The following is a 20,846-nucleotide window of genomic DNA, read 5'->3' as shown; positions in this document are numbered from 1 at the left end:
TTGACTTTATAAGGCTTGTAAGCTTTTGATCACTTTTTTAAAATCCTCTTTTGCAAAGCTCAACCCAAAAGCTTCCTCATGCCCGCCAGCTTGTATTAAAGGAATGGTTTTAATCTGGCTTAAAAAATTCCTATCACCTCTAGCGCTACCGCTATACCCGTCTTTATTGTCTCTATAGATACAAAGGGAGCGATTGGAAGGGTATTTTTTTAAAAAATTATTAGCCACTAAACCGCTAACACCTACTTTAATAGAGCAGCTTTCATCTAAAATAGCCACTAATATTTTGTTACAAGAAAAAATTTGAGCGTTTTCTTCGCTTTCTTTCACCATTTTCTTTTTAATGTCGTTGTATCTTTTGAATTCCTTAACATTAAAGACGCTTAAGCGTGGATCGCTTGTGGGATTGAAATGCTTTAAAACTAGATAATGCAAATAGCTATCATAACAACCTTTAAACTCTCTAGCCCCACTCAAACGGCTTAAAGCGTTGATATAATTGATGCAATTAAAGCCGTATAAGTTAGAAATCTCATCTAAATCGTCTTGGGCTAAAGAAAGATCTTTATCTTTGAAAAAGCATTTAATGCGCTCATGTTTAACTGGCGCTAAATTCAAAACCATATCCAAATTATCCCCATGATCCAAATCAATGCGATCGCTTAAAAGCGTGATAGCGATCAATTCTTCTTCTAAAGGAGTGGTTTGTATTTGAAAGATTTGACTAAACACTAAAGCGCTTGTGAAAGCCCCACTATAATAGTTAGCGTCTTTTTCATCATTCAGGTTAATGTAGGCGATTTTATTTCCATCAATCAAATTAACTTCAAAACTCTTATGGTGGTCTGTGATGATGCATTGTTCAAAATGTTCTAATAAGATTTTTTGTAATTCTATGTTAGAAACTAAATCCGCCCCCAAATCAGCGCTAAACAATAAGGGGTCTTTTTGAAATTGGTTTTTAATGCAATTCAAGCGGACTAATTGATTGGTTTTAGGGTTAAAGATACAAGGTTGAGACAATAAATCATTTATAGCTAAATCAGTGAAACCATAGCCATGCGTATTCCTTAAGGGGCTAAAGAAAAAGAAATCTTTAATACCCAATCTGTAACATATAGACATTAAAACGCTGCCAGCCAACATGCCATCACAATCGTTATCTGTATAGAAAACAATGGGGCGATGGCGCTTGACTTCTTCTAAGAAGTCTTTAAAAATCCTTTTCTTTGACATCTTTAATAGCTCTTTTTTAGGCATTGATCACCTCTTTGTTGTTTTGATGCTTAGCAATCTTTAATCATTCTAGATCAAAATCATCTTCAAATTCCTCTTCAATTTCCTCTTCTTGCCCTTCTATGTGTAAAATGGGCGTGATAGTGTTATATAAAAATTTGTATCGCTCTTGGAGGGACTTCTCATTCCACTTCCTATAACTGCTATACAATTCTTTAGTGATGTCATAACAGCTAATCACTTTGCTTGTGTCTTTGCCGCCATAAATTTTTCTTTTTTCATCAAAATCCCCATTTAAGGCTTTTGCGTTCTTTTTACGCTTTAAAAGGGTTAAATTCGCGATATTATTTACCCATTCTTCTCTTTTTTCTTTGTCAAAATCCGCGTTCCATTGACTGCCTCTTTTGGGCTTTTGGGGTAAAATATGCTCCACTTGGGTTTCGGCATCCATAGCGATAAAATGAGGTTTCTCTTCATCTACCATGAAATAATTAGCTAGGGCTAAGACAGGGCGTAACCATTTGCTAGGATAAACCGAATAACTCTCCCATAAGTTATAGTGGTATTGGTTAAAGGTGTTATAAGATTCTATGTTATCCAGTATAAGCTCTTGAATGGTTTCAATGTCTTTATTGCTTTTAACATTTTTGATAATGTTGATACTCGTTTGCTTGATGCGCGTGATCGTGCCTCCTGCAATCCAAGTTTGATAGTAATAAGACACCAAAAGCTTTTTCAAAGCGTCAAAATCAGGGTATTTGACATAAAGGGCTGTCGTTAAAATACTGGCCCAAAATCTGGAAGGAAGGTATCTCAATAAATAAATGTATCGGTCTGGTTTTTTTAACAAATCGGTATAAGATTTCATAAAAGCACTCACATCATAAATGAACCCGCAAGCGTCTTTTTTGCTGTCTTTGAATACCTTTTTTAATCCCTTATCGGCTCTCTTTTTAGAAGCGCTAGGATCAGCGTATTCTAAATACATGTTAAAAAAGTCTTCCAAATCAATATCTATGCCTTTAACGCTCTTGCAAGCTTCAACCAATTTGTCCCAAGTGGTTATAAAATCCTTACGCTTTTGGCTATCTTGTTTGATTTCTTGCATTAAATTGGATTTTAAAATATCAATAGGGCTTAAGGGTTGGCCTCTGTCGTTTAAAACTTGAAAGATTTGCATCGCGCTGTCTTGCTCAAAACAAATGATCCTAGTCAAAACAATGTGTTCATAAAACCACTTGACAAAATCATCAATATCGCTTATTGAACCATTTTCCACGCTCTCATTCAATAGCTCCTTGAAATAATAAGCGTTACGCAAATAAGTGTTTTCTTCAAATTTCTTATTCAACTCGCTCTTTTTAATGTTGTCTTCAAACTCCAAATTGTTTAACACCGTGTTTTCAAAAATATTATTGTAATTTTGAGCGGTTAAGAACTTCAGACGCTCTTTTTCTTCATCGTGTCTGTCATAAATACTCTCTTTAATAAAAGCTTTAGATTTTTGCCCAAGACTATTTTTATAAAGCTTTAAAATCGTGCAAGCCAGAATGATAAAACTCGTTAATCGCTGTTGGCCATCCACAACATCCCATCTGTTATCTTTTTGGTTTTCAGCGATCACAATAGAGCCGCAAAAATACGCATCTTCTTTATTGTTTGTGTAGCTGCCCACCAAATCATCAATCAAAGCCCCTAAATGATCCTTATCCCACACATAAGGGCGTTGGTAATCGGGAACTTGGTAAAAATATTTACTATCCACTAAAATTTGATGGAGTTCTTTTAACTCTACATCTACTTTTGCCATCATCTCTCCTTTGAATTTAACTCTGTAAGCCCCACTGGTTTAAAAATGGGGCTTATGGAATCAAATGGTTTAAAAATGTTGTGGCACGGATTAATGAGAGAGGGAATAAAAGGGTTAATGCAAGAGGGAATAATAAAAAGTAAGGGATTTTTAAGCGATCTTTTGTAAAAGTGATAAAAATAGTTATAAAAACATGATAGCGTTGCTTGATTGCTTGATTGCTTGATTGCTTGATTGCTTGATTGCTTGATTGCTTGATTGAATGATTGCTTGATTGAATGATAGAATGATAGAATGATAGAATGATAGAATGATAGAATGATTGAATGATAGAATGATAGAATGATAGAATGATAGAATGATTGAATGATAGAATGCCATTTCTACCCCTTTTTTGAAAAAAAAATGACTTGGGGTATTGTATCTAGCGGTATTCAATCAATGGTTAATGGTGCGTATTTATTTTTTAATGATGCGTTTTATTTTATGAAATGTTTTATTTAATGATGCGTTTTATCTTAACTTATTTAAGGCTTTATTTATTTAAAGCTTTATTTTACTACCCCCATTCCTATCATTTCCAATAACTTTCATTCATTTCTTTCAAACTCTAAATTTTCTTTCAAATCCCAAAAACTTTAAGCAAACTTTAAGCATTGCATGTCTATAATTACATTTCGTTTTTAAAGACAAGCTTTAAAAAGTTCTTTAATTTGAAACCACTCAAGCAAGTTCTAAAAGCTAAAAGCTTTAAATATAAAAAAATATAAAAGCCCACCAGCTAGTAAAACTTGAGCGTTATAAAAAGATTAGGGATCAAGCATTTTTAGTCTTCTTAAAGGGTTTAACATTTAAGAGTGATTATAGCAAGTTTTTAAAGAAAAACGAAGTTATTTGATTTAATATTGTTAATAGCCTATGTAAAAGTAAAGTAAAACTACAATAACTCTGTCTTATATTCATTAAGGCAGTGGTAGCGCTGAAGAATATTCGTGCAATTGTCGTTATTCATTATAAAAGGGCGGGTTTTAAAGGATATTTTAAAATTTAAAACAAGCTTTTAAGAGCAGATGGCGGATGCCTTGCCAAAGAGAGGCGATGAAGGACGTACTAGACTGCGATAAGCTATGCGGAGCTGTCAAGGAGCTTTGATGCGTAGATGTCCGAATGGGGCAACCCAACTAATAGAGATATTAGTTACTCTAACAGAGAGCGAACCTAGTGAAGTGAAACATCTCAGTAACTAGAGGAAAAGAAATCAACGAGATTCCCTAAGTAGTGGCGAGCGAACGGGGAAAAGGGCAAACCGAGTGCTTGCATTCGGGGTTGAGGACTGCAACATCCAAGAGAACGCTTTAGCAGAGTTACCTGGAAAGGTAAGCCATAGAAAGTGATAGCCTTGTATGCGACAAGGCGTTCTTAGGTAGCAGGATCCAGAGTAGGCCAGGACACGAGAAATCCAGGTTGAAGCTGGGGAGACCACTCTCCAACCCTAAATACTACTCTTTGAGCGATAGCGAACAAGTACCGTGAGGGAAAGGTGAAAAGAACCGCAGTGAGCGGAGTGAAATAGAACCTGAAACCATCTGCTTACAATCATTCAGAGCCCTATGATTTATCAGGGTGATGGACTGCCTTTTGCATAATGATCCTGCGAGTTGTGGTATCTGGCAAGGTTAAGCGAATGCGAAGCCGTAGCGAAAGCGAGTCTTAATAGGGCGAACAAGTCAGATGCTGCAGACCCGAAGCTAAGTGATCTATCCATGGCCAAGTTGAAACGCGTGTAATAGCGCGTGGAGGACTGAACTCGTACCCATTGAAACGGGTTGGGATGAGCTGTGGATAGGGGTGAAAGGCCAAACAAACTTAGTGATAGCTGGTTCTCTTCGAAATATATTTAGGTATAGCCTCAAGTGATAATAAAAGGGGGTAGAGCCCTGATTGGGCTAGGGCTGCTCGCCGCGGTACCAAACCCTATCAAACTTCGAATACCTTTTATCGTATCTTGGGAGTCAGGCGGTGGGTGATAAAATCAATCGTCAAAAGGGGAACAACCCAGACTACCAAATAAGGTCCCTAAGTTCTATTCTGAGTGGAAAAAGATGTGTGGCTACTCAAACAACCAGGAGGTTGGCTTAGAAGCAGCCATCCTTTAAAGAAAGCGTAACAGCTCACTGGTCTAGTGGTCATGCGCTGAAAATATAACGGGGCTAAGATAGACACCGAATTTGTAGATTGTGTTAAACACAGTGGTAGAAGAGCGTTCATACCAGCGTTGAAGGTATACCGGTAAGGAGTGCTGGAGCGGTATGAAGTGAGCATGCAGGAATGAGTAACGATAAGATATATGAGAATTGTATCCGCCGTAAATCTAAGGTTTCCTACGCGATGGTCGTCATCGTAGGGTTAGTCGGGTCCTAAGCCGAGTCCGAAAGGGGTAGGTGATGGCAAATTGGTTAATATTCCAATACCGACTCATGGAGCGTGATGGGGGGACGCATAGGGTTAAGCGAGCTAGCTGATGGAAGCGCTAGTCTAAGGGCGTAGATTGGAGGGAAGGCAAATCCACCTCTGTATTTGAAACCCAAACAGGCTCTTTGAGTCCTTTTAGGACAAAGGGAGAATCGCTGATACCGTCGTGCCAAGAAAAGCCTCTAAGCATATCCATAGTCGTCCGTACCGCAAACCGACACAGGTAGATGAGATGAGTATTCTAAGGCGCGTGAAAGAACTCTGGTTAAGGAACTCTGCAAACTAGCACCGTAAGTTCGCGATAAGGTGTGCCACAGCGATGTGGTCTCAGCAAAGAGTCCCTCCCGACTGTTTACCAAAAACACAGCACTTTGCCAACTCGTAAGAGGAAGTATAAGGTGTGACGCCTGCCCGGTGCTCGAAGGTTAAGAGGATGCGTCAGTCGCAAGATGAAGCGTTGAATTGAAGCCCGAGTAAACGGCGGCCGTAACTATAACGGTCCTAAGGTAGCGAAATTCCTTGTCGGTTAAATACCGACCTGCATGAATGGCGTAACGAGATGGGAGCTGTCTCAACCAGAGATTCAGTGAAATTGTAGTGGAGGTGAAAATTCCTCCTACCCGCGGCAAGACGGAAAGACCCCGTGGACCTTTACTACAACTTAGCACTGCTAACGGGAATATCATGCGCAGGATAGGTGGGAGGCTTTGAAGTAAGGGCTTTGGCTCTTATGGAGCCATCCTTGAGATACCACCCTTGATGTTTCTGTTAGCTAACTGGCCTGTGTTATCCACAGGCAGGACAATGCTTGGTGGGTAGTTTGACTGGGGCGGTCGCCTCCTAAAAAGTAACGGAGGCTTGCAAAGGTTGGCTCATTGCGGTTGGAAATCGCAAGTTGAGTGTAATGGCACAAGCCAGCCTGACTGTAAGACATACAAGTCAAGCAGAGACGAAAGTCGGTCATAGTGATCCGGTGGTTCTGTGTGGAAGGGCCATCGCTCAAAGGATAAAAGGTACCCCGGGGATAACAGGCTGATCTCCCCCAAGAGCTCACATCGACGGGGAGGTTTGGCACCTCGATGTCGGCTCATCGCATCCTGGGGCTGGAGCAGGTCCCAAGGGTATGGCTGTTCGCCATTTAAAGCGGTACGCGAGCTGGGTTCAGAACGTCGTGAGACAGTTCGGTCCCTATCTGCCGTGGGCGTAGGAAAGTTGAGGAGAGCTGTCCCTAGTACGAGAGGACCGGGATGGATGTGTCACTGGTGCACCAGTTGTTCTGCCAAGAGCATCGCTGGGTAGCTACACACGGATGTGATAACTGCTGAAAGCATCTAAGCAGGAAGCCAACTCCAAGATGAACTTTCCCTGAAGCTCGCACAAAGACTATGTGCTTGATAGGGTAGATGTGTAAGTGCAGTAATGCATTTAGCTGACTACTACTAATAGAGCGTTTGGCTTGTTTTTTGCTTTTTGATAAGATAACGGCAATAGAGCATGGATAAGTTACCACTGCCTTACTGAGTGTAAGAGAGTTGGAGTTTTATAAAAACTTTTATAGGATAAACTTTAATTAAAATGAGATATTCTCTGGTTTAAAGCTAAAGGCTATTAACGATCTTCTTTGTTGAAAAACAGCTCCCTATAAAGAGAAAGGGGAGTTAAGGGTAAATGCGTTTTTATCTTTAGCTCCCTTTTCCTTGTGCCTTTAGAGAAGAGGAACTACCCAGTTAACCATTCCGAACCTGGAAGTCAAGCTCTTCATCGCTGATAATACTGCTCTTTTCAAGAGTGGGAATGTAGGTCGGTGCAGGGATAGGGAAATGTTTTTTAGTCTTGCTTTTTATCTTATTTCATTATTGATTGTATTTTAGTGCTTTATTTTTCTGTTGTTTTTTTCATTTCTTTTATTTTTAGTTGTTTTGGTTTGGGATTTTATTGTTTTATTCAAAGATTTTAGTTTGCGTTAAAGAATGGCACTGAACCTGAATTAATCATTATGGGACGGCTGAAAAATTCGCTAAATTGAGAGCGAGTAACCCTAACTTAAAAAGAACAATAGCTTTCACAGAAGCAGAAAGAGCTGACTTGAGTGCTGCGGGTCTATCTAGGTTGTATGAGCATATGACGGAGGGTCAATGCGGAACTATTTCAGCATTCAGGGGAAGTTATACTAGAGAAACCAATATGAAGCGGACTAAACACCTCAAGTCTCTCTTAAGAGCCTTATACCCTGAAGTGGGATTTATTACTATTCAAGGTTCTTGCCAAGAAAAAGCTAGCGATATTCCTAGTAATGAAGTTTCTTTTTTGTCTATACGCTCAAAGACCATCGCTTTGATTTAAGAGCAGAACTCATCAAATTAGGAAACAAATTCGAGCAAGACAGCATTGCGTGGTGTCCTAAGATAATATAAGAAAGCGGTAAGGTTTATGCTAGATTTAGTCTTATTTGCACCACACCAAACCTTGATGGGGTTGAGGCTTATGACTTCTCTGGCAAAATACGCAGGAAATATAAATTCGGTCAGTTAATAGGAAAATCAGAGCTTGTCAGTTTGGGGAGCGGTATAAATCCTAATACTAAAGAGTTCCAACAAGCTTACTCCAAACTATATGTCAAAAAGTTCTTTTTCTACAAACCCACACAAATAGCCGAAAACACCTTACAGAGTTTAAAAGCCAAACTTGACGCTAATAGAATGAAAACTAGCGCAACGGGTGGGGTAATAGGCACTTTCCGGTTATGTGGATATAAAAAAGGCGTTCAGGTTGGATAGCGTTCTAGGAACTAACCCATGAAAAAACTTAATATTACAAGCGATAAAGTCAGTCAAAGTCTTATCAATGCTATGAAAACTTACAAAATCAAACCGACTTTAAAAACGACCTTAAGTGAAGCTATGAATAACCCTAACTTAAAGGCGTTTGATGAGCTGACTAAAAAAAGAAAAATACAGCATAACCGCTCCTTTCTAGATTGTATAAACATCTATATAACGATGAGTGCTTGTGTCTTTCAGCTAACAGAGAGTTTAAGTTGAGCTTATGGCAAGATTACGGGTTTGATACCGCCGCTGATATGATTGTGGATTATTATAAGTGGGTCTGTTGGTACTATCCTTTCTAAATACCTAATGAGCTATGCAGAGAATACCCAAAGAAACAAGGAATTGGAAGCGGATATTAAAAAGCTACCCAAAAATCGGTTACATTAAAGTCAATGGTGTTTATCAAGGCAGTAAAGAACCTAGCTTTCTTATCTACGCATTAGGTGTGGATTTATTGACAACCATTAGAGAGCTAGGATACCAATACGAACAAGATAGCGTGGTGTATTCTACTAGCAACAGCTCTGAAGCGTGGTTGTATTTCACTACCCTTTAAAATCCGCATTCTTTGAGAAAAAGGAAGGGTGAAGGTTATAAGCCTTATAAAAGGGGTCAAAAAATTAAGATTGCTAACCACATCAATATTGACCAAAATTGAGAAAGCCCCAACTCCCCTAAATTTTTAAAGAATTACTCAGAGACTTTTAAACACACCATAGCCTTTATGCGAAAATCTTATAGAGCGGTATCTGTTGATAGCGTAACGATAAAATCCATTAAAGCCAAGCTAGGGAAAAACCATTGCCATAAAGTAAGCGGTAGCCATCAAGTAGGGGGTGTGCGTAAAGTAATCTCTAGGTTCAACACTAAAAAAACCCCCTTTTTCATTAGACAGCGTGCTAAAAGCCAATCCCTTTGACACTGGCACCGGATTGAGCGTTTGAGTTGTGGTAATAAGGTTAGTCCTAAACATGCTAACATGTCAAAATTAGCTACATAAGGGTAAGTTATCTTGTCTCTTTTAGCGATTTTGTGATTTGCAAGGAAAAATTTATGGATGAAATTAAAACGCTGTTAGTGGATTTTTTTCCGCAGGCAAAGCATTTTGGGATAATCTTGATCAAGGCTGTCATTGTCTTTTGTATAGGTTTTTATTTTTCGTTTTTCTTACGGAACAAAACCATGAAATTTTTATCCAAAAAGGATGAGATTTTAGCGAATTTTGTCGCGCAGGTTACTTTTATCTTAATCCTTATCATCACCACAATCATTGCACTCAGCACGCTAGGCGTGCAAACCACCTCTATTATCACTGTTTTAGGAACGGTGGGGATTGCTGTGGCGTTGGCTTTAAAAGATTATCTTTCAAGCATTGCTGGAGGGATAATCCTTATTATTTTACACCCTTTCAAAAAAGGAGACATCATTGAAATCTCTGGCCTAGAGGGCAAAGTAGAAGCGCTTAATTTTTTTAACACTTCTTTACGCTTGCATGACGGACGCTTGGCGGTTTTGCCTAATAGAAGTGTCGCTAATTCTAATATTATCAATAGCAATAACACGGCATGTCGGCGCATTGAATGGGTTTGTGGGGTAGGGTATGGGAGCGATATTGAACTGGTGCATAAGACTATAAAAGATGTTATTGACTCAATGGAAAAAATTGATAAAAACATGCCCACTTTTATTGGGATCACGGATTTTGGACAAAGTTCATTGAATTTCACCATTAGGGTTTGGGCAAAGATTGAAGACGGGATCTTTAATGTGCGCAGCGAACTCATTGAACGCATCAAAAACGCCCTAGACGCTAACCACATTGAAATCCCTTTCAACAAGCTAGATATTGCCATTAAAAATCAAGACTCTTCTAAGTGATTGGTGTGAGACGCATTGATTGCAGTGATACTTAAAATTTAAAGGAGACCTTGTGTCTAGCGATTTCAAAAACATTTTCATCGGTGCGGATAATTCTAAACGCACCAAGTTAGCTTAATAGCAAAAAAACCCTATCAATTCCCATTCGTTATCATCTCTCATTGATGCTCGCCTTTAAGGAATGCAAGGAAACTAGAAGCCAACTACCTCTCTTTAAAATCTCTGTCAATTCTAACCAACCCCTATCAGCCCAGCTAAAAGAGTATGATAAGAAAAAGTCAGCGTTACGAGCCGTTTTAAACACAAGGTCAAAAAGAGACAATAACCTGGTGTATTATGATGATTTGACTATGGCTCAAAAAATGAATACCACCGCTTTATCTATGAGCCGATTATGCGATCGGATACTAAATCGCCCAGTAGCAGTTATCTCTGGTTGTAGGACTTATAACGATAAAGCCATTATTGCGGATTATGGATTAAAAGAAGCCACCAAGATTTTAGAACTGAATGCGACAACAGAGGGCGAGAAAAAAGAGGAAATTGAAGCCCTTTTAAAATCCTTTATGCTCACTAACACTGATAACGAAAAAAGAACCAAGTGGTTGAGAAAAAAGCTAGACCTATACAAGGGCTACATAGGATACAAAATTGTTAAAGGTTATACAGAGAAGCAGGTATGCTACAAGCTAACATAGAAACTAGCTTCATTTGTTTTGAACTCAAACCATTCCATAATAAAAATCAGTTCAAAGACATCATAGTGAATTTGGGTAGGGAGTTCAACCAAGACAGCATTATTATCAACAGCCCTAAAGATAAGCGTGGGGCTGTATTCACTTTAATATGCACTACCCCTTATCCCTACTTGATGCTTGATGGGGAAAAAACAAGACTTGGAGAACCCTTTGCTGAATTAAAAGACCCTAAATTTAGGAACTCTATCGCTGATGAAGCCTTACCTAATGGTCAGTCAAACCCTGATTTTTTGATTGCTTTCACGGAGTTTATGCGTAGCGTTGCTAAACACAGCTACAGCGAAACTAAAAAAGATAAAATCAAAAGAGATGATAAATCTAAATCCGCTAGGTTTGGGTTCTCTACCTATGAAAGTATAGCAAGAACTTATAAGGCAACCGAACAAAAAGACATTATCGCTAACAGTGTTCTTGCTAAATTAAAAGCCAATTTGATAGAGAACGGGCAGAGAAAAATAAGAGGAACTAGGGGTAGTTGGGAAAATTGGAGCAAGTGGGTTCCTGGATACTCCTACGACTTGAACGCTTCCTTTACTATGGATAGCGTTCTAGATAACACATACAAACCCAAACCCCTTAAAGCTAATCAATTTGATACTAACGCTGGGTATTGTTTTATTAACGAACAAGACCTACTCAATCAGTTCATCAATGTGAGCGCGAAACTATCCCACGACACCTTATTAGCGATAAGACAAACAGAAAACATAGACCTAGTTTATGCTTTGATTAAAGACACCACTTATAACAGCTTAAATAAGCGCTATGATTTTATCTTTGAGATTGATAAAGCGGTGAAGCGTTCAATCATCTAGTCATTGAAGTCCCCCAAATCCGTCCTTAAGAATGCAGAACTCAATCAAGTTAAAAATGCATTGACCTCACAAATTCATAATGGGGCGTATAGTTTCAGGGGTGGTGAGTGTGAAAAATAAAGCCCTCGGTTTTTGCCAAATGGGTTTCTAGCGTTTCATTAACTAGGGGTGCTTTGGGATATTCCCCTTTAAGCACTTTAAAATCTCTCTAAACGCTCTAAAAATCAGCATAACGAAAAATCAAAGTTTTAAAATCAAAGCTTCTTAATTTTATTCTAAAAATGAATGAGAGCAAACCCAACAAACCGCTTTATTATGACCCTATAAAAATAGGGGAGAAAAGCAAGATCTACAATCAATCTTGCTGGATCCTTATGGCTGTGGGTGTGGATAGTTCTTCTTCAGTAGGGATTCTTAAAAAATCGCTATTACCCACTTTTCTTGTTTGTTTCACCACAGGCTGAGAGGGCGTAGCGATAGATTCCAAACCCGCTCCACCGCTGTTTCTTTCAGCACCGGTTGCAATGATAGTAACGCGCACATGATCAATGGGGATACTCTCGCTCGTGTGTTGGCCAAACTTAACATCAACATCTTGATTGGCTCGTTCTTGAATAGATATGCAAGCTTGAGAATAAGCATACATAGGATAATCAGGGTGGTGCTCAAAAAAGACAATAATGCTCTTAGCCCCATCAATAGAAGCGTCATCAAGAAGAGGCGATTGGATCGCATTTTCCACCGCTAATTTAGCGGATTCTTCGCCAGTGGCCTCACCAATACCCATTAACGCAAAGCCTTTAAAACCAAGAGCGCTTTTTAAATCGGAAAAATCAACATTAATATCACCAGGTTTAGTGATGATCGTAGAAATACCGCTCACAGCCCTAACCAAGACATCATCAACTTCTTTATAGCATTCTTTGGTGCTGGCGTTTTTTTTCATGGTCAAAAGAATTTTATCATTAGGGATAACCAAAATAGAATCGCTAGATTGCTCCAACTCCTTTAACCCTTCTTCGGCTTTCTTGCTTTTTTGAGACCCTTCGTATTTGAAAGGCTTGGTAACGATAGCAATCGTGAGCGCTCCCACTTCTTTTGCGATTTTAACGATAGTAGGGGTGGCTCCAGTCCCAGTCCCTCCTCCAAGCCCTGTAGAGACAATGACTAATTTGGCGTCCTTAATCGCTTCTCTAATTTCATTAGCGCTTTCTTCAGCGGCTTTCCTACCAATATCAGGAACCCCTCCAGCGCCTAAACCTCCAGTAGACTCTTTGCCTAAAAGGATTTTAACCGGAGCGGGATTGTTTTTGAGATGTTGGCCATCAGTGTTCGTTGCAATGGGGGTAACATCTTGATGCACGCCGTATTCAACCAGGTGTTTAATCATGTTAGACCCCCCACCTCCAACACCGATGACGACAATCTTAGCCCCTTTATAAGCTGGATCGCTTACTTCTTCAATGCTCGCTTGACCAATATTATAATTTTCCATCTCTGATTGATGAACCATAGCCACATTCCCCTTGAGATACGATTTTTGCAAATCTTAAACTTTGATAAATAGCTAAAGGATTATACCATGTTTTCTGGCTTTTGATAACTATCAAGGCGTTTTTATCGCATAAAGAAATGGCTGTATCTTAAAAGATTTTAGAAATCTTATCAAGGAAACTTTTAAAAAAACCTTTTTGTTCGGTGGGTTTTATAGGCAAGAAGTCATCGTTTTTAGCGGTGTTTAAAGGAGCGTTAGGGGTTTTTAAATCGCTCAAATTCCTTTCTGTGGGCGATGAATGGATATGGGGGGTAGGGCTTGATTGATGGGCTGTTCTTGTGTAATCATCGCTTTCATGGTAACGGATAACCCCTTTAGAGTCTCTTTCATAATTGGTATGCCCCCCTGCTTTGTATAAAATCAAGCCGACCACGACTGAAAAGCGAGGATCTTTCAAATCTTCAAACATGCCCATGATATTGTATTTTTCCACAGGGGCCGCCAAACGCACCGGGTAATTAGTGAAATGGGTTCTGGCTAATTCTTTGATCCCTTTCATTAAAGCCATCCCACCGGTTAACACAACGCCCCCGCCCAAATGCTCTTCTAAACCGCTATCTTGAATACTTCTGTGGATGATTTTAAAGGTTTCTAAAGCCCTTTCCCTCATGATAGTTTGGATTTCACTAAGCGGCACAATATGGCTTTCATGGCCATCAGAGCCGGTGGTAGGGATTTGGACGCTTTGAGAGGGCGTTTCTTCTCCGCCTTCAAAAGAAAGATCCCCATATTTGATCTTAACTTCTTCAGCGTAAGGGAATGGGGTGTTGAGCATGTGCGATAAATCCGTGGTCAAATGGTGAGAGCCTACGGGTAAGTATTTGTTATAGCGTATGGAATTGCCGCTATAAATCGTAAGGTTGCATGTCTCTCCGCCCATATCCACGCAAGCCACGCCCAATTCCCTTTCGTCATTAGACAAGGTGGCAATCGAGGCTGCATAAGAATTGATCACGATGTTTTCAATCTCCACCCCAGATTGGATCATGATTTTTTCTAAATTTTCAATGTTGTTTTTTTCTGTATAGACAATGTGGATAAAGACTTCCAAGCGAGTCCCGCTCATCCCTAAAGGGTCATTCACTTCTTGTTTGTCTAAAGTGAAGCGATAGGGGAGGGCATGCAAAATATGTTTATCGTTATCCAAGCCTGCTTTAGCGCATGCGTTATTGATAGCGCGATTGATTTCATCAATGGTTACCACATTATCTTTGGTGCTAGCCACACCGGTGATATCTCTAATGCTTTCAGTATAAGCCCCAGAAAAAGAAACAATCGCCTTAGTTTTAGGGTAATACGATTCTCTAAAGGATGAAATGGGGTTATTTCTGTCTTCATCAGCGTTCAAACCCGCCATTTTTTTAGCGCTATTAATCACTTCTTTAATGGCGTTAGAAGCGTGAGCAAGGCTATTGATACGCCCTCTTTTAATGGCTTTTGAATTGATTTCTTTAGAGTCTTGATGGGCGGTGCCAATGATGCGCAAAATCCCTTCTTTAAATTCAGCCACTATCGCACAAATCTTTCTAGAGCCTATATCAACCCCTATAACGATTTCTTTATGTTCCATGATTTCCCCTTGCATTTATTGAATGTATTTGACTATCTTATAGCGTTTTTTCAATTCTTCTATCAACGCTTTATCAAAAAAATCCGTTTTAGTGTTATTGACTAAACGCTGCATATACTGGCTTTCTTCTGCACTAAAGGAGTGGTTGAAATTTTGTTCTGTGATTTGATAAAGCACCACTTTATTACCAATAGTAATAAACCCTTTTTTTTCTTGGCGGTTAAAAAGGGTGCTGATAAATTTGGTGCTCTCTTCTTGGTTAAGTTCACTGATAGTGCCTCCAAAATTAGGGCTTACATAGCCCACGCTTTTGCCTTTAAAATCCTTAAGCTTTTCTTTGGCTAAAGCTTGCAACGCCATAAGGGTTTTTTCTTGAGTCAAGCGGGTTTTAAGAGCGCTTTTAGCTTCATTAAAATTTTGCAATTCGTCTTTAATTTGAGAGATGAGCTGCACCACAATAAAACCATCTTTAAAAGGCTCTGGTTTTAGGATTTCAAGGGGCTTGAGAGCGGTGAGTTTTTGCGTGATTTCAGCAGTATAGGGGGAGTTGTTTTCTTCAAAATCTTGCGTGTTGTAGTTTTGCGCGTTCGCTTTTTTTAGAGCGATATAGCTCCTTAAGGCTTTTTCATTCGCTTTTTGCATGCTTAAATCATGCTTGACTTGCTCTTGAACGCTTTTAAAATCCTGTAATTTCCCCTCTTTATCCAAATAAGACACCTTGTTTTTATGGTAGTATTCCTCCAACTCTTTCAAATCAGGTTTTTCTAAACTAGCGTCAAAATATAAAGAGCGTGTTTTAAAGCTTGTGGGCTTTTTAAAATCCTTTTTATGAGACTCGTAATATTTTTTCATCTCTTCTTCATTAAGAGAGATTTTAACATCACTAGGGTTTAGGATAAGAATGTCTAATTTGTCTTGCAATTTTGCCCAAAGCGATAGGCTGGATTGCTCCAAAGGGGTGGTGGTTTTGGGGAATAGAGCGCTGATTTTTTGAAGGATTAAAAGCCTTTCAACGCTTTCTTCAAAATGCTTGGGGCGGTAATGGCTTTGCTTTAAGATATTCTTATACAATTCTTCATCAAAAACGCCATCTTTTTGAAAAACGCTCGTTTTTCTGATTTCTTTCGCCACTTCTTGCTTCGTAGCGCCAAGCCCTAAATCTAAAGCGAGATTCCTCAATAGGGCTTGATTGATGAGCGAATCTAGAGCGCTTTTTTCTAAATGCATGGCTTTGATTTGCTCTTCAGTGAGTTCTTTAAAGTTGGGGATAGACTCAGCATAAGCGTCTTTAAGGCGGCGGTATTCTTGGGCTAATTCTTCTTGAGAAATCTTAATCTGTCCCACTTTGGCAGCGCTATCGCTATCTAAAGAAAAGCTGTATTGCCCCCAACCTATCATCCCAGCAGCAATAAAAGCGATCGTGCTTATCCATATCGTAACCACTAAATACTTTCTATGATTTTGCATCCATTCAATCATAAGAACTCTAATCCCTTTAAAAAATCAAAAATGTGAAATTCAGGTTTAAACAACCTTATAGTAAAATCAAATAACCTTATTTTAACCAAAGGTTATTAAAATTATCCTTATTATAGAGAGTTTTTAACATGAATTTTCAAGAAAATTTAGCCGCTTTGGATTTGGAGTATCTTTGGCACCCTTGCTCGCAAATGCAAGAGCATCAAAATTTCCCCATTATCCCCATTAAAAAGGCTCAAGGGATTTATCTCTATGATTTTAATGATAACGCTTACATGGATTTAATCAGCTCATGGTGGGTGAATCTTTTTGGGCATAATAACGCCTACATCAGCCAGCAGCTCAAAAATCAAATTGATAATCTAGAGCATGTCCTTTTGGCTTCTTTTAGCCATAAGCCCATTATCACGCTCTCTCAAAGGCTTTGCCAGCTCACCGGTATGAATAAATGCTTTTATGCGGATAACGGCTCATCTTGTATTGAAATCGCTTTGAAAATGAGCTATCACGCCCATTTTTTAAAGAATCAAACGCGCCGCAAAAAGCTTTTTTTATCGCTTTCTAATTCCTATCATGGCGAGACTTTGGGAGCGTTAAGCGTGGGCGATGTGAAACTTTATAAAGACACTTACACCCCCTTATTGCTCAAGAATCTCATCACACCCGTGCCTAAAAACGATAGCGAGATAGAAAATAGTTTGAACGCTTTAAGGCGTTTGTTAGACAAGCATAGTGAAGAAATTTGTGCCTTCATTGCAGAACCTCTTTTGCAATGCGCGGGGAATATGCATATTTATAGTGCAAAATATTTAAAACAAGCCGTTTTATTATGCAAGCAAAAAAACATCCACATTATTTTTGATGAAATCGCTACCGGGTTTGGGCGTACAGGGAGCATGTTTGCTTATGAACAATGCGAAATTGAGCCTGATTTTTTATGCTTGTCTAAAGGGATTAGTGGGGGGTATTTGCCTTTAAGCGCGCTATTAACGCATAATGAAATCTATAACCAATTTTACGCCCCCTATGAAGAAAATAAAGCGTTTTTGCATTCGCACAGCTACACAGGAAACGCCCTGGCATGTGCATGCGCGAACGCCACGCTAGATATTTTTGAAAAAGAAAATGTTATTGAAAAAAACAAGGCTTTAAGCGGGTTTATTTTTAGCACGCTCCAAAACGCGTTAAAAGACTTGATAGAGTGGCAAGTGGTGTCTAATCTAAGGCATTTGGGCATGGTCTTTGCCTTTGAAGTTTTTCTTCAAACCAAAGAGCGTTTGAGTTTGGCGGTTTTTAAAAAAGCTCTAACTAAAGGTTTGTTGTTGCGTCCCTTAAACAACACCATTTACCTCATGCCCCCTTATATTATCACGCATGAAGAAATCACAAAGGCGGTTGCGGGGTTAGTGGAAATTCTTGATGAGTTAAAAAAAGGCTGAAAACAAATAGTAAAGAGCTTGAATTTCAGTCAAGCGATAGCCTCTTTTTCTCTTTGATTTTAAAAATCAAGCTTTTCACTTGATATTAAGCCTATTCAATCAAACCTATTCAATAAAACTTATTCAATAATTTTGGGCACAACGAAGTAATGATCTTGGCTGTGTTTGTTGTGGCTTAAAATCTCTTTGGCAATGTTAGGTTGGCTTTTAGGCTCGTCTTCTCTTAAAGGGGTGCTAAGATGCGTATCTGTTTTTAGATTATTAGTTTCTAAAGCGAAGATGTTTTCTACAAAGCCTAAAACCTCCGCTAAATGGCCTTTAACACTCTCTTTATGCTCGTCTTTAATCTCTAGCATGCTCAATTTTTCTAAGCGTTGCAATAGTTTATCATCAATTTGCATTCTTTTCCTTTAGTTTAAAATAGGGGTTCGTCCATCGTTGCTGGGGCTTTGATGCCCATGAGCTTTAACACGCTGCTAGCGATATTGTTTAATGCTCCGTTTTTTATGGATTTGACTCCATTCCCTAAAACAAAGCAATACACGCTCCCAGCGGTGTGGTTGGTTAAGGGGTTTTGGTTTTCATCTTTCATGCGCTCGCAATTCCCATGATCGCTGGTTAAAAGCATGGCGTAATCCAATTCTTTAGCCAGTGAAAGGATTTCCCCTAAGCATGCATCCACTGCTTCTACCGCTTTGATACTCGCTTCAAAATTCCCCGTATGCCCCACCATATCGCCATTAGCAAAATTCACAATGATCAAATCCGTGCCTAGTTTCATTTGCTCTAACACCGCAAGGGTTACTTCTTTAGCGCTCATTTCAGGCTTTAAATCATAAGTGGTAACTTTAGGGCTTTGGATAAGCACTCGGTTTTCATTTTTAAAAGGCGTCTCCACTCCGCCATTGATGAAAAAGGTTACATGCGCGTATTTTTCAGTCTCAGCGATATGGCTTTGGGTCAGGTTGTGTTGAGAGACCACTTCAGCGAGCGTGTTTTGAACGCTTTCTTTGGGGAATAAAACAGGGTAGGGGAAAGTGTTATCATAAGGCGTCATGGTAGCGATATGGAGTTTTTTAAAAGCTTGGCGCTTAAAGCCACTGAATTCCTTTTGGCCTAAAGCGCTCACGATTTCTCTAGCCCTATCATTCCTGAAATTGATAAAAATAAAGCTTTCATCATCTTGCATGCCGCAATAATCTTTAAAACAAGCGGGCATGATAAATTCATCGGTGATATTTTTATTATACTGGCTTTGGATATATTCGCTAGGGCTTAAAGGCGTGTGATTAAGCCCCATTAGGCTATGATATGCAAGTTCAATCCTTTCAAAGCGATTATCCCTATCCATGGCATAAAAACGGCCACCTATGGTAGCGATTTGAATGTTTTCATTGCAGATATTTTGCATTTGTTTTAAATAAGTTAAAGCGCTTTTAGGAGCGACATCGCGCCCATCGGTGATTAAATGCAGACAGACTTTTTTATGGGATTTTTCACACTCTAAAGCCAGAGCGATAAAATGCTCAATGTGTGAATGCACGCCTCCATCGCTCATCAAACCCATAAGATGCACCACAGGGCTTTTTTGGATCGTGTTTAAAAAAGCGGGGTTGTTTTTTAATCCATCGTTTTGAAGGCTTAAAGAAATTTTGACTAAATCCTGATAGAGCACCCTACCAGCCCCAATACACATATGCCCCACTTCAGAATTTCCCATTTGCCCTTCAGGTAAGCCCACGCTCAAGCCATGCGTATCAATCAGACTATAAGGCAAGGTTTTAAACATCAAGTCATAAGTGGGTTTTTTAGCATGAAAGAATGCGTTATGATCGCTATCTTTACGATACCCAATGCCATCAGTGATAATCAAAAGAGTTTTTTGCGCCATTTTTAGGACTTTTTAAAGCTCTTGCATGAGAGTGATGTGGTTAGCTAAAATCGCATTCCTTTGCCCTGGAGAGCAATTTTTGCACATTTCTTTATTTTTGGAATTTTTGGAAGCGGTTTTAGCGTGGCTTTTAGTGTTATTTTTAGAGGAGCGTTTTGGACTCACTTTAGCCGGTTTTTTTGGGCTTTTTTTAGCGGGTGTGAAATCAGTGCTGTTGATTTGAGCGAAATACATGGGTTTATCTTTTGCTTTTTCTGGCTTACTCTTTGTTTGCTCGCTAGTTGCCTCTTTCATTTCTTGTGGTTTTTCTGCTTGGGTTTCCTCTATTTGAGATTTTTCTATTTGAGATTTTTGGGTGGCTAAAGTTTGGGGCATGGCGTTGCCGATAGGGTCTAAATCCAGGTTGCTATTAGCGCTTTTTTGCAATTCTTGGTCATTACTGGACTGCGAATCAAAGATTTTAGATTCTTTCAAACGCCTGATCCTGTCTTGTATCTCTTCATAATATTTTTCAGCATCAGCGTTAGACTTCTCGTTTTTTTCCCAACGACTGCCCTTGTTGTAAGATTTAATCATGTCTTTTAGATTGTCATGGTAGCGTGTTTTCCAATAGAGCAACTCTTTTAGAGCCACTTCAGAAGCAAACGCATCGTCTTTAATGAGCAATTCCCCCATCACATTACGCAAAAAGGGGCTATCATTATGCCCATAGCTTTTTAGAACGCTAGGGATATAAGAATGATACACGCCCGCGCTCGGATCGGAAAAATTGATTTTATAAACCCCTGCGCATGATTCTTTCCATGCAATGCCTGCCATTTCATAGCCTAAATTTTCTTTAGAGCCGAATTGATAGGCGGCTTTTAAAATTTCTTTTTGCTTAGCGTTAAAATCTTTAAGATTGTCGCAATTGGTCATCATGACTTTAGTAACGGGCGATTTGGGCTTGTTTTTAACCCCTTTAGCGGGCTTAGGCTCTGTTTTAGTGGGGCTTTCTGCTGCAACTAAGCTTAAAGATGCATTTAAGGCTGCACCTAGCCATAAGGCTTTAAAAAGGGTGTGAGTGAGTGGGGTCAAATGTTTCAAAACGCCTACCTTTTGTATTTAAAAAATAA

The 20,846-nt window shown here is 39.3% G+C and carries 17 protein-coding genes and 2 rRNA genes; 10 read left to right on the top strand and 9 right to left on the bottom strand.

From position 1 onward, the window contains the following. Positions 1-6: 6 nt before the first annotated feature. From HG567_RS04815 to HG567_RS04805, 3 genes are all read right to left on the bottom strand, one after another. Positions 7-1,260, bottom strand: a complete 1,254-nt coding sequence (locus tag HG567_RS04815) for a single-stranded-DNA-specific exonuclease RecJ (RefSeq protein WP_202139374.1) — start codon at positions 1,258-1,260, stop codon at positions 7-9. A 40-nt stretch (positions 1,261-1,300) separates the two neighbouring features. Continuing rightward, positions 1,301-3,046: a DUF262 domain-containing protein gene (locus tag HG567_RS04810; RefSeq protein ID WP_202163702.1), complete on the bottom strand. Its 1,746-nt coding sequence runs from the start codon at positions 3,044-3,046 to the stop codon at positions 1,301-1,303. Between the two features lie 183 nt (positions 3,047-3,229). Further along, positions 3,230-3,427 (bottom strand): hypothetical protein, encoded by a 198-nt coding sequence (locus HG567_RS04805; protein ID WP_202163701.1) that lies wholly within the window; start codon positions 3,425-3,427, stop codon positions 3,230-3,232. A gap of 669 nt (positions 3,428-4,096) precedes the next feature. Here HG567_RS04805 and HG567_RS04800 point away from each other — a divergent pair. The 9 genes from HG567_RS04800 to HG567_RS04760 all read left to right on the top strand — a co-directional run bounded on the left by HG567_RS04800 (position 4,097) and on the right by HG567_RS04760 (position 11,797). Further along, positions 4,097-6,982: ribosomal RNA gene (locus tag HG567_RS04800) — 23S ribosomal RNA — on the top strand. A 231-nt stretch (positions 6,983-7,213) separates the two neighbouring features. Continuing rightward, a 5S ribosomal RNA gene (gene rrf, locus HG567_RS04795) occupies positions 7,214-7,331 on the top strand. A 371-nt stretch (positions 7,332-7,702) separates the two neighbouring features. Beyond that, positions 7,703-7,861 (top strand): hypothetical protein, encoded by a 159-nt coding sequence (locus HG567_RS04790; RefSeq protein ID WP_001873329.1) that lies wholly within the window; start codon positions 7,703-7,705, stop codon positions 7,859-7,861. Between the two features lie 452 nt (positions 7,862-8,313). Continuing rightward, positions 8,314-8,559 (top strand): hypothetical protein, encoded by a 246-nt coding sequence (locus tag HG567_RS04785; RefSeq protein WP_000735876.1) that lies wholly within the window; start codon positions 8,314-8,316, stop codon positions 8,557-8,559. A 100-nt stretch (positions 8,560-8,659) separates the two neighbouring features. After that, complete coding sequence (locus tag HG567_RS04780; RefSeq protein ID WP_164863120.1) at positions 8,660-8,902, top strand: hypothetical protein; 243 nt, start codon at positions 8,660-8,662, stop codon at positions 8,900-8,902. A gap of 168 nt (positions 8,903-9,070) precedes the next feature. Next, complete coding sequence (locus tag HG567_RS04775; RefSeq protein ID WP_128078825.1) at positions 9,071-9,265, top strand: hypothetical protein; 195 nt, start codon at positions 9,071-9,073, stop codon at positions 9,263-9,265. 134 nt (positions 9,266-9,399) lie between these two features. Further along, the gene (mscS, locus tag HG567_RS04770; protein ID WP_202139371.1) at positions 9,400-10,224 is read left to right on the top strand and encodes a small-conductance mechanosensitive channel MscS; all 825 of its coding nucleotides are present in this window, start codon (positions 9,400-9,402) and stop codon (positions 10,222-10,224) included. Between the two features lie 164 nt (positions 10,225-10,388). Beyond that, positions 10,389-10,922, top strand: coding sequence for a hypothetical protein (locus HG567_RS04765; RefSeq protein WP_202163700.1), 534 nt, complete (start codon positions 10,389-10,391; stop codon positions 10,920-10,922). Next, a complete protein-coding gene (locus HG567_RS04760; RefSeq protein ID WP_202163699.1) occupies positions 10,904-11,797 on the top strand; it encodes a hypothetical protein in 894 nt (297 codons plus the stop codon). Before HG567_RS04765 ends, HG567_RS04760 begins: the two co-directional genes overlap by 19 nt. 355 nt (positions 11,798-12,152) lie before the next feature. On the opposite strand, the gene ftsZ is transcribed toward HG567_RS04760, so the two are convergent. The 3 genes from ftsZ to HG567_RS04745 all read right to left on the bottom strand — a co-directional run bounded on the left by ftsZ (position 12,153) and on the right by HG567_RS04745 (position 16,401). Beyond that, positions 12,153-13,310 carry a cell division protein FtsZ gene (gene ftsZ / locus HG567_RS04755; RefSeq protein WP_000233623.1) on the bottom strand — a complete coding sequence of 386 codons (1,158 nt, stop codon included), beginning with the start codon at positions 13,308-13,310 and terminating at the stop codon, positions 12,153-12,155. 130 nt (positions 13,311-13,440) lie between these two features. Beyond that, positions 13,441-14,922: a cell division protein FtsA gene (ftsA, locus tag HG567_RS04750; RefSeq protein WP_079357189.1), complete on the bottom strand. Its 1,482-nt coding sequence runs from the start codon at positions 14,920-14,922 to the stop codon at positions 13,441-13,443. A gap of 15 nt (positions 14,923-14,937) precedes the next feature. Then, complete coding sequence (locus HG567_RS04745) at positions 14,938-16,401, bottom strand: peptidylprolyl isomerase (protein ID WP_202139369.1); 1,464 nt, start codon at positions 16,399-16,401, stop codon at positions 14,938-14,940. Between the two features lie 128 nt (positions 16,402-16,529). Between HG567_RS04745 and HG567_RS04740 the strand changes: the two genes are divergently transcribed. Beyond that, complete coding sequence (locus HG567_RS04740; RefSeq protein ID WP_202163698.1) at positions 16,530-17,840, top strand: adenosylmethionine--8-amino-7-oxononanoate transaminase; 1,311 nt, start codon at positions 16,530-16,532, stop codon at positions 17,838-17,840. A 119-nt stretch (positions 17,841-17,959) separates the two neighbouring features. Here HG567_RS04740 and gatC read toward each other — a convergent pair whose 3' ends face one another. Genes gatC through HG567_RS04725 form a run of 3 tightly spaced genes read right to left on the bottom strand, consistent with a single transcriptional unit; the run spans position 17,960 to position 20,817 of the window. Beyond that, positions 17,960-18,241 carry an Asp-tRNA(Asn)/Glu-tRNA(Gln) amidotransferase subunit GatC gene (gene gatC / locus HG567_RS04735; protein WP_097690609.1) on the bottom strand — a complete coding sequence of 94 codons (282 nt, stop codon included), beginning with the start codon at positions 18,239-18,241 and terminating at the stop codon, positions 17,960-17,962. 14 nt (positions 18,242-18,255) lie between these two features. After that, positions 18,256-19,731, bottom strand: coding sequence for a 2,3-bisphosphoglycerate-independent phosphoglycerate mutase (gene gpmI, locus HG567_RS04730; RefSeq protein WP_202163697.1), 1,476 nt, complete (start codon positions 19,729-19,731; stop codon positions 18,256-18,258). Positions 19,732-19,743: 12 nt separating this feature from the next. Then, positions 19,744-20,817, bottom strand: a complete 1,074-nt coding sequence (locus HG567_RS04725) for a hypothetical protein (RefSeq protein WP_202164033.1) — start codon at positions 20,815-20,817, stop codon at positions 19,744-19,746. Positions 20,818-20,846: the final 29 nt, after the last annotated feature.

The organism is Helicobacter pylori (assembly GCF_016755635.1).
Classification (GTDB): domain Bacteria; phylum Campylobacterota; class Campylobacteria; order Campylobacterales; family Helicobacteraceae; genus Helicobacter; species Helicobacter pylori_CQ.
The sequence above is the reverse complement of the archived record's forward strand: the minus strand, read 5'-3'. Positions and strand labels throughout refer to the sequence as shown.

What these genes read in the sequence shown, in the direction of transcription:
- ftsA (WP_079357189.1), bottom strand. Translation starts at nt 14,922, where the DNA reads ATGGAACATAAAGAAATCGTTATAGGGGTTGATATAGGCTCTAGAAAG.
- ftsZ (WP_000233623.1), bottom strand. Translation starts at nt 13,310, where the DNA reads ATGGTTCATCAATCAGAGATGGAAAATTATAATATTGGTCAAGCGAGC.
- HG567_RS04810 (WP_202163702.1), bottom strand. Translation starts at nt 3,046, where the DNA reads ATGGCAAAAGTAGATGTAGAGTTAAAAGAACTCCATCAAATTTTAGTG.
- HG567_RS04765 (WP_202163700.1), top strand. Translation starts at nt 10,389, where the DNA reads ATGCTCGCCTTTAAGGAATGCAAGGAAACTAGAAGCCAACTACCTCTC.
- HG567_RS04775 (WP_128078825.1), top strand. Translation starts at nt 9,071, where the DNA reads ATGCGAAAATCTTATAGAGCGGTATCTGTTGATAGCGTAACGATAAAA.
- gatC (WP_097690609.1), bottom strand. Translation starts at nt 18,241, where the DNA reads ATGCAAATTGATGATAAACTATTGCAACGCTTAGAAAAATTGAGCATG.
- HG567_RS04805 (WP_202163701.1), bottom strand. Translation starts at nt 3,427, where the DNA reads ATGGCATTCTATCATTCAATCATTCTATCATTCTATCATTCTATCATT.
- HG567_RS04760 (WP_202163699.1), top strand. Translation starts at nt 10,904, where the DNA reads ATGCTACAAGCTAACATAGAAACTAGCTTCATTTGTTTTGAACTCAAA.
- HG567_RS04790 (WP_001873329.1), top strand. Translation starts at nt 7,703, where the DNA reads ATGAAGCGGACTAAACACCTCAAGTCTCTCTTAAGAGCCTTATACCCT.
- HG567_RS04815 (WP_202139374.1), bottom strand. Translation starts at nt 1,260, where the DNA reads ATGCCTAAAAAAGAGCTATTAAAGATGTCAAAGAAAAGGATTTTTAAA.
- HG567_RS04740 (WP_202163698.1), top strand. Translation starts at nt 16,530, where the DNA reads ATGAATTTTCAAGAAAATTTAGCCGCTTTGGATTTGGAGTATCTTTGG.
- HG567_RS04785 (WP_000735876.1), top strand. Translation starts at nt 8,314, where the DNA reads ATGAAAAAACTTAATATTACAAGCGATAAAGTCAGTCAAAGTCTTATC.
- gpmI (WP_202163697.1), bottom strand. Translation starts at nt 19,731, where the DNA reads ATGGCGCAAAAAACTCTTTTGATTATCACTGATGGCATTGGGTATCGT.
- HG567_RS04780 (WP_164863120.1), top strand. Translation starts at nt 8,660, where the DNA reads ATGCAGAGAATACCCAAAGAAACAAGGAATTGGAAGCGGATATTAAAA.
- HG567_RS04745 (WP_202139369.1), bottom strand. Translation starts at nt 16,401, where the DNA reads ATGATTGAATGGATGCAAAATCATAGAAAGTATTTAGTGGTTACGATA.
- mscS (WP_202139371.1), top strand. Translation starts at nt 9,400, where the DNA reads ATGGATGAAATTAAAACGCTGTTAGTGGATTTTTTTCCGCAGGCAAAG.